Source organism: Aureimonas pseudogalii (assembly GCF_014196835.1).
In the GTDB taxonomy this organism is placed as follows: domain Bacteria; phylum Pseudomonadota; class Alphaproteobacteria; order Rhizobiales; family Rhizobiaceae; genus Aureimonas; species Aureimonas pseudogalii.
The window spans coordinates 30,206-41,906 of the sequence record NZ_JACIEK010000005.1 but is presented as its reverse complement, the minus strand read 5'-3'; the positions used below and the strand labels follow the sequence as shown (position 1 = coordinate 41,906).

Here is an 11,701-nt window from a genome sequence, read left to right as displayed (position 1 = left end):
ACCTGCCTCAGTACGGGCAGGAATTGTCGGTGTTGTAGTTGTGGACCTTGATCGTGCCGGCGATGATGTCGGCCTTGGCCTTTTCGGCCGCGGCCGTCATCTCGGGCGTCAGCAGCGCCTTGTTGTTGTCGTCCACCGCATAGCCGACGCCCTCTTCCTTGAGGCCGAGGGTCTGCGTGCCGCCGGTGAACTTGCCGTCCTTGGCATCGGCGAAGGTCTGGTAGACGGCGTTGTCGACGCGCTTCACCATCGAGGTGAGCACGTGGCCGGGATGCAGCATGTTCTGATTGGAATCGACGCCGATGCCGTACTTGCCGGCATCCGCCACCGCCTGCAGCACGCCGACGCCCGTCGCGCCCGCCGCGTGGAACACGACGTCGGCGCCCTGGTCCATCTGCGAGCGCGCCAGCTCGCCGCCGCGCACGGGATCGTTCCAGGCGGCGGCCGTGGTGCCCGTCATGTTCTCGAGATACTTGGCGTCCGTCTTCACCGACAGGACGCCGCCCTTGTAGCCGCAGGCGAAGTTGCGGATCAGCGGAATGTCCATGCCGCCGACGAAGCCCACCGTTCCGGTCTTCGACTGCATCGCGGCGAGCAGGCCGACGAGGTAGGAGCCCTCCTCCTCCTTGAAGAGGATCGAGCGCACGTTCGGCAGATCCACCACCGTGTCGATGATGGCGAACTGCAGGTCGGGATATTCCTTGGCGACGTTGGTGAGCGCCGCCTGCTGGGCGAAGCCCACCGCGATGATCGGCGAGTTTCCGTCGCGCGCGAAGCGGCGCAGCACCTGCTCGCGCTGCGTCTCGTTCTGCATCTCGAACTCGCGATAGGCCGTGCCCGTCTCGGCCTTGAAGCGCTCGGCCCCGGCGAAGGCCGCCTCGTTGAACGACTTGTCGAACTTGCCGCCGAGATCGAAGATCACGGCGGGCTTCAGATCGGCCGCGAGAGCGGCGCCGGCGGTGGAGAGGAGGCAGGCGGCGAGAAGGCCGGCGAGAACGTGCTTCATGGGTCTAGCGTATCCCTGTTGCGATGATCGCGGGCCGAGCCCGATCCGACTGCCCGCCCGAAGCCCGGCCGGACAGATCCTTGCGCAAACTGGCACGAGCGCCCCGCGTCCGCATCTAAAATCGGCAGCGTTCCCCCGCGCAACGGCAGGAGGCACTTTCATCGCCGCTGAGGCTGGTCACGCACCCGTCTCCTCGATCCGGGAAACCCACTGGCTCGCCGACCTCAGTGCGGCCCGCCGCGCAGTCGCTCCCGGTCGGTGGAGCGTCGCCCCGAGCGGCCGATGAAGAGCAGGGCGATGCCGGCCGCGCCGAGCACGACCGAGGCCGGCTGGATCGCCAGCACCGCCATCGGGTCGGCGCCTCGCCCATCCGTGGCAAAGACGCCGGCGCGCGCTGGGTCAATCCGGCCATCCTCCGCGCTCGCCGCTCCGAAGCCCGCGACGCGCACGGCCTCCCCGATCGTCATGAGGCGCACCCGGTCGGAGGCCAGCGACCGGGCGACGTCGCCGACGGCAAGGACCGTACCGGCCGCCAGCACGAGGCAGCCGACCACGCGCAGGACCCAGGCAACCATCTTCATCGGGCATCTCCCTCGTGTGGGCAGGTCAGCCGGAATCTCGGCTCGGGCGCGAACCGGACAACGCGACACGAATCACCACCACCCGAGATATGGAACCGCAAGCCGCGTGCGGCAACGAACGCGCGAGCGAAAAGGTAGCCGGCGGACCGCCACGGCCACTCGTGTGGGAGCCAAGCCGACAACCGGTGCCACCAGCACCGTCGCGGAATGGGCCGCCGCGGTCGCAAGCGGCTTTGCCATAGGCGACAGAGGCTTGCCACCACCGCGCGTTTCCAGGGGGCGAGACAACCCCGCCTTCCGCATCACGCGAAAACATCGCGGCCTGCATTTCGCCGCTTGTGCCGTCTCGCGTTCTGGCTATAGTCCGCGCCGACCGGTCAGGGACACCTGACGAGACCGCGACACGGCGCTTGCGCCGGCCGTCGAGCGATCCGGTTCTGGAGAGGTGGCCGAGTGGTTGAAGGCGCACGCCTGGAAAGTGTGTTTACGTGAAAGCGTAACGCGGGTTCGAATCCCGCTCTCTCCGCCATCGCAACCCGTTGATTTTGCTTACGAAATCTCCGCCCAAACGGCTGATGTACCCAGCCGCGTACCCAGGGCGGCCTTCCTATGCACCTTTCCCGGCGACCATCTGGCTATCGGTTCCAACTGCGGGTCCCAACCCTTCATCGCGAATCCTTCGGGCGTTCGCCGATCCGCGTTTCGCTTGGTCCGCTGACGGCAACGGAAGCTCAACGCAGAGCGACTAGGCTCGCGGCTCACTGTCACGCGCTTTGGGACTCTGGCATGGCCGACCGCGAAACCCTGACCCGCAGCCTGACAGCCCTCGCTGCCGAACTGGACACGCTCGACCGCGGGATTCGATGGGCCGGGCTGAAGGCCGAGTCCGCATGGTCGGAGGCCGATCAGCACGGCGCGCGCGACGACCCCGACTCGCGGGAAATCGCCGCGCACTATCGCTCAGCCGCCGCCGCGCAGGATGCCCGCCGAAAGGCGCTGAAGTCGATCCGGACGAGGCTCGACATCGTCGGCGCGGCGCTGGCCCAGGACGACGTCGCATGGAAGTCGGAACGGGCGAACTTCGAGTGGACCGTCGATCGGGCGTTGACTGTCGGCCAACGCATCGACGCGCCCTCTGCTGTCGTGGCTGTGGCTCCCGTCGCACCACCGCCATTGCCGGAGTCGCCGCCCCAAGCCCTTCCCCTACTACTCAGCGCGTGCCTGGACGCCTATCTCGCGGACCTGTTGGAGGACGGCAAGCGCCTTGAGTACGCGAACGGCTTGGTAGCTAAGTGCCGCGAGTTCGTCGCTCTCGCCGGGGACCGCGCCATCACGGACTACGTTCCGCGCGACTTGAAGACCTTCGCGAAGACCTTGGCCGACCTGCCCACCAACTGGACGAAGCTACGAGCGTTCAGGGGCTCCACCTCGCCGGAGATCGTGGCGAAGATCGCCGCCTTGCGCGAGGCCGGAAAGCCTGTTCCGGCCTGCCAGTCCGAAACGACGATCGCGACCTACGTCGCCGCCGTCGCGGGTGTCTTTCGCTGGATCGCGGTCGAGCACAACGTCCGCTCCCCATTTGCGGACCTTCGCGTCAGCGCGCCCGGCCATGCACCGAAGGCGATAGTGCGCGAACCGTTCACCGTCGAGGCGCTGAACAAGTGGTTCCTTCACGCCACGAAGGAGGCCCGCCCCGACGACTACTGGCTCCCGCTGCTTGGGACCCTCACCGGCGCCCGCATCGGCGAGTTGGCCTACCTTCAGGGCGGCGACATCCAGGAAATCCGGCCGGGCCTGTGGGTCGCGAACCTCACGACCGACTTGACGATCGGCGGGAAGGCTGAGACCCGCGATATCAAGAACGTGACCTCGCGTCGCCTCTTTGCTCTGCACCAGGAACTCGTGGATGTCGGCTTTGTCGCCTATGCAAAGGCGCGCCGCAACGGCGAGTGGGTGTTCCCGCACCTCCATCGCAACATCTCCGATCCCGCCGACACGGCCTCGAAGCGCCAAGGGACGCGACTTCGAATCTACGGGCTGCACACACGCCTCGCGACGGTATTCCATTCGTCGCGCCACAGCGCGAAGGACATCTTGCGCGTCGCCAAGGTCGATCCCCGAACGTCAAGCATGCAGACAGGGCACGCCTTCAAGACCGTCGAGGAGTCCTACGGTTCGAAGCTTCTTCGAGCCGACGAGGTCGAGGTGCTTGCGGCGATGTCGTTGCCCGAGGGGCTAGACCTGTCGCCCTACCGCGACACGCGCGGCCCGAAGCGACCTCTCAAGCGGAAGCGCGTTCCGGACCATCTACGCGACCGGGGAGTGACGGCGTAGCCGGCGCGAGCCGGGCGAACCCGGCAACGTCCCGCGAGGAGCGTGAGACCCTCCCCAGGGGGGAGGGTCGGAGCCGAACGCTAGTTCGGGAGGGGGATCAGGATGCCTCAACCATACAGGACGGCTTCTTTGCGCTCGCTCGCCCAGCTTCAAGCGACGCGGCCACCCTCGTGTTGAAGGGAACGTGCTCCTCCTTGTGGCCCGCGTCATCCTGAGCTCGCGCGTTGAACTCGGCTTTGGTCAGCCCGTCATATAGCTTGCGCTCGACCTTCAACGCCTTCGCCGCGGCGACCTCAGTTCGCCATTTCGCATGGGAGCGCAGCGCTCCGCGCAGTTCGGACCGAGACCGGACGGAAAGTTCCGCGAAGCCCTTCGCCTTCTCGAGCAGCGCGATTTCGGCGTCAATATCGGCGACGACCCGACCGCCCAACAGACGGCGCGCCTTCTTGAGGCTCAAGCGGCGGTTCCGGAGCGCTTGGTCTTTGAGGCCCTTGCGGCCCTTCTGAAGCCACTTGTCGAACGCCTTCTCGGTCGTCGGGATCGTCTCCCCTCGCGAACGGGCAAGGATCGCGCGCCCGACCGCTTCGGCGAGCGCCGGCGGAACCGCGTTCGCGATCATCAACATCCGTTTCCGGCTCGCCGGAATGTCGAGCCAGTTCCAATCCGCCGGGAAACCCTGGATGCGCGAAAGTATATCCATCGGCAGCGGGGGAATGTTCGCCGACGGCCCCATGTCCCGCTCGTGGTCCTTGTACCAGTTCTGCGGCCCCTCGTGCGCGCTGCGCAGGAGCGTCGGGCACGGAAGGTCGATCGATCGAACCCCCGAATGTCCGGTGTACGGACGCATGAAGAAGGCGCGGGCCTCGGGCGGGTGGTTCCCGCCGGGGTGGATACCCACATCGTCGCCCAGCGCATCCCGGACTGACATCCGTCGAGGAGCAGCGGCATCGGCTAGGGCGGACTCGAGGAACCCGTCAGCCTCGCCAAGGCGACCAATCGAGAAGAATCGTTTGCGCATCTGAGGTGTGCCATAGCGACTGCCGTCGAGGACTACCTCCGTGAGGCCATAGCCGGCCTTCACGAAGAGAGCGCGGGCACGCGAATAGGTTTGGGTTTTCCGGGCGCGCGGGACGTTTTCCATGACGAACCACGTCGGCCTGGCCGTCACGATCGCGATCGCGAAGCCGAGCGTCAGGCTGGCGTTTCGGCCTTCGGTTCGCTTCCCCGCCGAGGAGAAATCTTGACAAGGAGGCCCGCCCACGATGATGTCGGGATGGAACTCCGCGATCGTCGGCGCCATCTCCAGCAGGTTCGCCAGATCCGCTTTGCGGTGACGAGCGACCCGAAAGACGCGCTCGGCCGACGTCCCGAGGTTCGCTCTGTGCACGCGAAGCGCTTCGCCGTTCGCGTCATATGCACGGACGATATCGAACCCGGCACGCTTCAGGCCAAGCGACATCCCGCCGGCACCACAAAAAAGATCGACCGCGCGCATGGCACCCCCGTCATGGATTCATTCCTGACGCTGGCCTACCCGGGAAGCAGTTCGAGTCCGGTCAATGGAAAGGGTGAATCGTTGGTGGCGATCGATCCGACCCGCCCCCGTTTACCACAGGCGGAGCGCACCTTCGGCGCCACCTCAAGAGCGCGGTGCGCCCCGCCTGCTCCGCCTTCGGCTCCGGCCCGTCCGGGCTGGAAAACGGGGACGGGCCTGCCGTCATGCCCAATTTTTCAGGCGCGTTCGAAGCTAAGCCTCATCAACTTCGACGGGGGCGTTTCCGGCCCGCTTGCCCTTGTGCGGAAAGCAATGCCGAACAGCGGCGGCGATGGTCTCCGTGTCCGTCCGGAACCACTCTGTGGCGTTGAAGGACCGTCCGTCGGGTCCCGTAACCTTCAAGGCCACGTGGAATGGTCGGAGGGTTTCGTGAACCAAGCGTTCGGCTTCCTTTGCGGAGTAGCCGACAAGGCCGTAGGTTTCGACGATCCTGACGGGGGCGAACAGGAACGCGCCCTGCGTTTCGGCCCGCGCGATCCTGTCCTCCACGGCGCCCGCGGTGGTGCCGACCTTCAGGAGACCGCGCACCTCGGGACGGCTTGAGAGAGACCGTAGCACGTACACGAACCCCGTATGGGCACCCTCGAACAACGGTCCTGCACTTGTCTGACCGATCCTTCGCGCATCCTTGTCCTCATAAAGACGGCGGACGAGCGAGGACATCAGGAGGTTGGACTCGGTCTCGTTGTCGAAGATGACCCTAAGGCGGGCGTCGGGCTTGCCGTTGCGGCGGTGGTCGTCCCTCACGTCGGCGACGTGAACGAGCTGCCCCTTGAGGACGAAGAACTCGCCCAGCTCGACGCGCTCCTGATGGAACGGTTGCGGTCGTCGGCTTCCTTCTTCGACGGCTTGGCGAACGGCGTCGAAGGCCGACCGGAACCGATCAAAGTCCGGACAGGGACGTCGGTCGGCGACGTAGTCGGGTTCGGCCTTCGGCTTCAGGCTTTCGCGCACCTGGAAGATGTCGTCCCCACCTGCCAGGAGCGGGTCATCCAAGGGATCAGTCGGCTTCTGGCCCCCGAAGACCAAGCCATGTGCGTCGAAGACCTCAAGGCCGGCCAGATCGACGCGAGAGGCTCGCAAGCCAGCAAGCTCGTTCGCCAGCATGCGTTCGCGCACGCTCCTGCCCTTTGTCGAAACTGGCTCGACGCCCATCTCATCGACGTATGCGTTGATACGCGCCAGCACTTCGGCAGCCCTCTCGACGACGGGCGTCCGAGCAGCCTTCGGCTTCTCGTCGGGCGTGAAGAGGAGCGGGTCGTTCAGATAGTCGATATCAGACATTCACGCTCGCTCCGGGCTGCCCCGTCGTCGCGCCGTCGGCACCGCCCATGTCCGCCCGACGTTGGCGCGAAAGCCGTCTGAGGAACGCGAGGCCATCGGCAAGGCGCACCTCGCGGCCGTTCGGCGAGTTCAGGTTCGGCTCGCGTCCTTCCCGTGAAATGAACTCACGAATACGCGGCATGAGCTTCTCAGCCTCGTCTTGGGACATCGTGACCTTCATGGCCCGAACCTCGCCGTGCAGCCGCGCCAACACCTCCTCGCTCAGGGCCTTGGAAAGAAGCTCGTAGGCGTCGTCGAACTCCCGACGGCTACCCAGTAGATCGACCTGAAGTTCCCGAACGTCGATGAAGCGTCGCGTGTCGCGTACGAAACGGTCCCCTGCACCCAAACCACCCTTGCGGTCCGGTGTTGTTGTCCCGGCCTCCAATGACGGTTCGCCGAACAGCGAAGAGGTGCTTCCCTCCGACTCGGGTGATCCGGTGTGGATCACGTCTGGCTCCTCGTTCACGGCGCGCGCCAGCCCCGAGCGGATGCCGAAGAGGGTCGTGGCGTCACTGACTTGCTCCTCGGAGAAACCGGGGTACCGCGTCCGGATCACATCCGTCACGACCATGTCGTAGATCACATCGGCATGGTGATCGTCCGGATTGATCATCACCGTCATCGTGCGGGGATCGGACTGGACGTCGGCAAAGAGGTCGGGGAAGTCGGTCTCGATGACCCTTGCCGCGTCCCGGTCGACCGGCGGCATTCCGACGATCTCGATCTCGCCCATGTTGGTGACCGGAACGCGCTGCCCGTCGCCCGCTGGCGTGCCGTCGAACTCGTCGGCGCCCTTGAAGGTCCGGAAGCGAAAGACCGGCGCCATGACCTGTTCCATCAGGAGCGAAACGGAAATCGCCTTCAGCATGTCGTTCACGGCGCGCGACACCGCGTCGTCGTTCGCAAAGGGCGCCGAAACGAGGTTCGTGAAACGGGCGGAGGTCTTGCCCGGGGCATCGCGCGTCGCCCGGCCGATGATCTGGACGATCTCCGTCAACGAGCCTCGATAGCCGACGGTCAGGACGTGCTCGCACCAGATCCAGTCGAAACCCTCCTTGGCCATGCCGAGCGCGATGATGACGTCGACGTCGTCGCGCTTGCGCACGTTGCGCAGGGAAGCCATGACCTTTTCACGGCCGGGGCCGTCGTCGACGAGGTTGGCAACCTTCAGCACCCGCCGGCCGGCCCGAACCCTCTCGAAGCCCGTCGCGGCATCCTGCCCCAACGGCTCGCCGAGCGCTGAGATGATCGCGTCGACCGCGAACATCTTGTCGACCGCCGCTTCCGAGGAGCCGACATGCGGGATATGGACGATGGTCTTGAGCTGAGGGTCGAGGGCATCGCCGATCGCATCGAGGTACCGGCCCTGATAGAAGCGGAAGCCGATATGCAGCTCCTTCAGGTGCTCGTAGCCGTTGAGCTGTTCGTAGTAGGTGTAGATGACCTTCTCGAAGCGAGCCTCGTCGTCCGGATGGAAGATCGCCTCGCCATCGCCTCGGAAGTAGGACCCGGTCATCGCAAGCACGTGGGCGCTTCCGCGGTCCATCAGCCCGCGTAGAAAGTTGCCGAGACGGTTGTCTTCGTCGTTCGACGCATGGTGCAATTCGTCGATGCACACGAGGCAGCCGTCGAATGCCTCAAGGTTCGCTTCGCGGAACGCGAACCGAAGGGTGGCATGGGTGCACAGGGCCGTCGTTCCGACGTCGGAGCCAAGGAAGGCAACCAGTTCGCGGACCTTGGACCCTGTCTCGGAGCCAATGCCGCAGAGGTCTAGGTCGAGCTTCCAGTCGTCAGGAAATCCCCCGGCCGAAAGCTTCGTATCGCGGAAGGAGGCGCCGATCGACCGCTCCGGAACCGCCACGATCACCTTGCGCAGCCCTTGGTTCCTGAGCTTGTCCAGCGCGATGAACATGGCCGCGCGCGACTTGCCGGAGGCCGGCGGCGATTTCACCAGGATGTAACGGGCGTCGCGCACGTCCCATACACGCCTCTGCATGGCCCTCATGCCGAGGGGGTCCGTAAGCTTCGACGAGCCGTTGGCGGCGTAGTGCAGTGTCGTATCGGCAAGAACGTTCATCGTCCGCCCTTTCCTTCGATCGCCGCTTCGTAAAGCTGGAGGAGATGCTCAATTCGATCAGCATCCGAACGGTAGCGCCGGGCACCGAAAATCTTCTCGACCGTCGCATCGAGGTCCTCATGGGCACGACGCAAGTCGGCGGGCATCGTCTTCGGGACGTAGAGGTCGCCTAGCGTTCGACCGAAGCCTGCTTCCTTCCGAGCGCGGTCAATCTCCCACCAGTGCTCCTCAAGTTCCGCCTTCCGATGATCCGTGAGGCCGGGCAAGGGGAAGGTGTTCCACACGAGCTGGTTTGAGTAGGAAGGGTCTTCTTTCAATCGTCCGCCGACAGTTTCGAGCCAAAGACGATGGAGACGTGAAGAGAGAACCGCGGCTTGCCAGATTTCTCCATCGTAGAGAGCGAAAAGGCGATCGTGGACGATAGCCGTTTCGTCCATGACATCGACTGGCAACCAGATGCGGTTTTCGGAGGAAACGCGCGGCACCATGATGGTGTGGGATGCCGCTTCGTTCTGAGGGTCAAACGCCCAAGGAACCTCCGCAAGGCGGACGCTCTGTGACCTTGTACTTGCGAGGCGTAGCTCGCGCACTCTCTGAAACCGCTCTTCCAATGGAATGATTGCACGAGCCACAGCGACCTCCTCCGGACGCACCCACAGGCACCAGCGCTCGATGCCCTTCATCAACTCCTGGCTTCCGTAGAGCCGACGAACGAACCGTGCTGCTTCCGGATGAGCATGGAGGAGGTCATCGCGTTCACCGCGATCGAGGAGCAAGGCTTCGCCGTTGTTCGGCATGTTGCCAAACACCATTTGGCCCAGGTCTGGCGCGACCGGCCGAGATCGCTTGGAGACGATAGTCGTCACGTTTGGAGCGAGGTAGGGGCCTATCAGGTCGACTTGCCGCACCGTGTCGCCGTCATACAGACCCTTGGTGGCTTGCGTGGCAGCGCCGAGGCCGACGATGACGCAGGTAACTCCTGCATTCTTCGACGCAAGGTTCGACCATTTGAATGAGCGGTGTGCGAAGCGGATCACCAGCCCATCCAGGAGGTGTGGCCAGAGCGTCGAGACGGACGCGCCTTGGACGATCGAGTTGGTGGAGACGAGCGCAAAGGGTGTGCCCGTCGCTTTCGCATAGTCGGCTCCTCTGAGGAACCAGATCGCGACGTAATCGAGTTCGCCCGAGTTCGGAACACGCCCCGAAAACACGGCCTTCATGTCTTCCCGCTGGGCTGGCGAGGTGTGCTTCGAACCTTTGAATGGCGGGTTGCCGACCAGAACCGTCTCGCTTCCGGCTTTGGCGGGGCAGGCAATGAGCCAGTCGTCCATAGCGGCATTGCCGTGTGTGATCCGTCCTGCTTGGCTCAGCGGAAGGAAGGGTCGGGTACGGCCGAGTTCCTTCCGGAACAGCTCGTCCATTTGGTACTGCGCTATCCAGAGGCCGAGCCGAGCTGTCTGGCAGGCGAAATCGTCGATCTCCAAGCCGAAGAAGCCATCGAGCGTCACGACGTCATGGGGCAGTTCACCGAGACGCTTAAACGCCTCCATCTCCATCTCTCGGAGCGTCTTGTAGGCGATGATCAGGAAGTTGCCCGACCCGCAGGCTGGGTCGAAGACACGCACGTTGGCAAGGCGCTTCAGGAAAGCTCGAAGGCGTTCCTTGTTCGCCCCAGCGCGGTCCAGTTCGGCGTTCAGGTCATCGAGAAGGATTGGCCGAAGCACCTTCATGATGTTGCTCGGCGATGTGTAGTGCATCCCCAGCTCGCCGCGCTTCTCCGTGTCCACCACGCCTTGGAGCATGGAGCCAAAAATGTCCGGGTTGATGTCCCGCCAGTCGAGACGCGCACAGTCGAGGAGATGGCGGCGGCACCGCCCGTCCAGCGTCGGCACGGGACTGACTTCGGTGAAGAGGCTTCCGTTCACGTAGGGGAGTTTGGACCATCCGCGAGCTGGCCGCGGGCCAGCGCTCGGGTCGGTATCCATGTGGTCGAAGGCGCCTTCGAGGAACTCCTTCAGATCCGACCCGTCGGGGCGCGTCGACTGTTGGACGGCTGTCTCGAAGGCGTCCTTATCGAAGATGCCGACGTCGTCGGAGAAGAGGCAGAACAGGAGACGCGCCATGAACACGTTCAGCGCGTGCCGATCGCGGGAGGTGTTCCAGCCTGGGTTCGCGTCACGCACCGCGTCGAAGAGGCGTGACAGGTGCTTGGTAGCACGAACGTCCGCGAGCCGCTCGGGGTCCGGAACATGGCGTTCATGTCCGCCTAGCGGAAACAGGATGTCCGCTTCGTAGGCGAGCGCGTCGAGGCCGACCCTTTGCTCGTCGCCGATCTTGGTATCGCGCACGGCGACCACCTCGCCATCGTAGGCGAGCAGGATACGGGGACGCTTGGCCTTCGGACGACCTTCGGCATCGATCCGCATCCGGTCGAGTGCCGGGCCGGCATCGCCCTGTCCAACCGCCTCGAACCGCAGCATGCGCGTCCAATTGAAGGTCCCGCTCGCCGCCTCCTCCCGAAGCCTGGTGATGGTCGCGCGCGGAGCGCCGACGGCTTCCATCAGTTCGAGACCGAACTCGGCGCCCTCGGGACGCTTGGAGGCTAATGCCTCAACATTGTCGTAGATCTCGGTCGGGGTCAGCATGCGCACGTTTCGGTTGGATGACGGACGAGCCAAGCGTTTCGCCGCCCGGTGTCCCGAACGTCGATCGCCGCTGCACGCACCGCACGACATCCGGCAAGGCGAGTCAACCAGTCCCATCTGCGCACGCCTGCGAACTGGCGAGGTAGAGAAGGGCGACGGGAAAGCATGACCCGCCGA

At 64.8% G+C, this 11,701-nt stretch carries 7 protein-coding genes, 1 tRNA gene and 1 pseudogene; 3 read left to right on the top strand and 6 right to left on the bottom strand.

Annotated features, from left to right (window positions below):
* Positions 1 to 7: 7 nt before the first annotated feature.
* Both GGR04_RS11130 and GGR04_RS11125 read right to left on the bottom strand, forming a co-directional pair.
* A complete protein-coding gene (locus tag GGR04_RS11130) occupies positions 8 to 1,006 on the bottom strand; it encodes a BMP family lipoprotein (RefSeq protein ID WP_183199958.1) in 999 nt (332 codons plus the stop codon).
* Positions 1,007 to 1,230: 224 nt separating this feature from the next.
* Positions 1,231 to 1,587 carry a hypothetical protein gene (locus tag GGR04_RS11125; protein ID WP_183199957.1) on the bottom strand — a complete coding sequence of 119 codons (357 nt, stop codon included), beginning with the start codon at positions 1,585 to 1,587 and terminating at the stop codon, positions 1,231 to 1,233.
* Positions 1,588 to 2,026: 439 nt separating this feature from the next.
* On the opposite strand from GGR04_RS11125, the gene GGR04_RS11120 reads away from it, so the two are divergent.
* The 3 genes and pseudogenes from GGR04_RS11120 to GGR04_RS11115 all read left to right on the top strand — a co-directional run bounded on the left by GGR04_RS11120 (position 2,027) and on the right by GGR04_RS11115 (position 3,921).
* Positions 2,027 to 2,116: transfer RNA gene (locus GGR04_RS11120), tRNA-Ser, on the top strand.
* An 80-nt stretch (positions 2,117 to 2,196) separates the two neighbouring features.
* Positions 2,197 to 2,358 (top strand): annotated as a pseudogene (locus tag GGR04_RS24560) (DUF6538 domain-containing protein); the annotation flags it as partial.
* 15 nt (positions 2,359 to 2,373) lie between these two features.
* Entirely contained in the window at positions 2,374 to 3,921 is a 1,548-nt protein-coding gene (locus GGR04_RS11115) for a site-specific integrase (RefSeq protein ID WP_183199956.1), read from the top strand.
* 97 nt (positions 3,922 to 4,018) lie between these two features.
* Here the strand turns inward: GGR04_RS11115 and GGR04_RS11110 are convergent, their stop codons facing one another.
* From GGR04_RS11110 to GGR04_RS11095, 4 genes are all read right to left on the bottom strand, one after another.
* Positions 4,019 to 5,416, bottom strand: coding sequence for a DNA cytosine methyltransferase (locus GGR04_RS11110; RefSeq protein ID WP_246393115.1), 1,398 nt, complete (start codon positions 5,414 to 5,416; stop codon positions 4,019 to 4,021).
* 252 nt (positions 5,417 to 5,668) lie between these two features.
* Positions 5,669 to 6,760, bottom strand: a complete 1,092-nt coding sequence (locus GGR04_RS11105) for a GIY-YIG nuclease family protein (RefSeq protein WP_183199955.1) — start codon at positions 6,758 to 6,760, stop codon at positions 5,669 to 5,671.
* Positions 6,753 to 8,879 (bottom strand): DEAD/DEAH box helicase, encoded by a 2,127-nt coding sequence (locus tag GGR04_RS11100; RefSeq protein ID WP_183199954.1) that lies wholly within the window; start codon positions 8,877 to 8,879, stop codon positions 6,753 to 6,755. The genes GGR04_RS11105 and GGR04_RS11100 overlap by 8 nt, the downstream gene beginning before the upstream one ends.
* Positions 8,876 to 11,524, bottom strand: coding sequence for a DNA methyltransferase (locus tag GGR04_RS11095; RefSeq protein WP_183199953.1), 2,649 nt, complete (start codon positions 11,522 to 11,524; stop codon positions 8,876 to 8,878). Before GGR04_RS11095 ends, GGR04_RS11100 begins: the two co-directional genes overlap by 4 nt.
* Positions 11,525 to 11,701: the final 177 nt, after the last annotated feature.

What these genes read in the sequence shown, in the direction of transcription:
- GGR04_RS11130 (WP_183199958.1), bottom strand. Translation starts at nt 1,006, where the DNA reads ATGAAGCACGTTCTCGCCGGCCTTCTCGCCGCCTGCCTCCTCTCCACC.
- GGR04_RS11125 (WP_183199957.1), bottom strand. Translation starts at nt 1,587, where the DNA reads ATGAAGATGGTTGCCTGGGTCCTGCGCGTGGTCGGCTGCCTCGTGCTG.
- GGR04_RS11115 (WP_183199956.1), top strand. Translation starts at nt 2,374, where the DNA reads ATGGCCGACCGCGAAACCCTGACCCGCAGCCTGACAGCCCTCGCTGCC.
- GGR04_RS11110 (WP_246393115.1), bottom strand. Translation starts at nt 5,416, where the DNA reads ATGCGCGCGGTCGATCTTTTTTGTGGTGCCGGCGGGATGTCGCTTGGC.
- GGR04_RS11105 (WP_183199955.1), bottom strand. Translation starts at nt 6,760, where the DNA reads ATGTCTGATATCGACTATCTGAACGACCCGCTCCTCTTCACGCCCGAC.
- GGR04_RS11100 (WP_183199954.1), bottom strand. Translation starts at nt 8,879, where the DNA reads ATGAACGTTCTTGCCGATACGACACTGCACTACGCCGCCAACGGCTCG.
- GGR04_RS11095 (WP_183199953.1), bottom strand. Translation starts at nt 11,524, where the DNA reads ATGCTGACCCCGACCGAGATCTACGACAATGTTGAGGCATTAGCCTCC.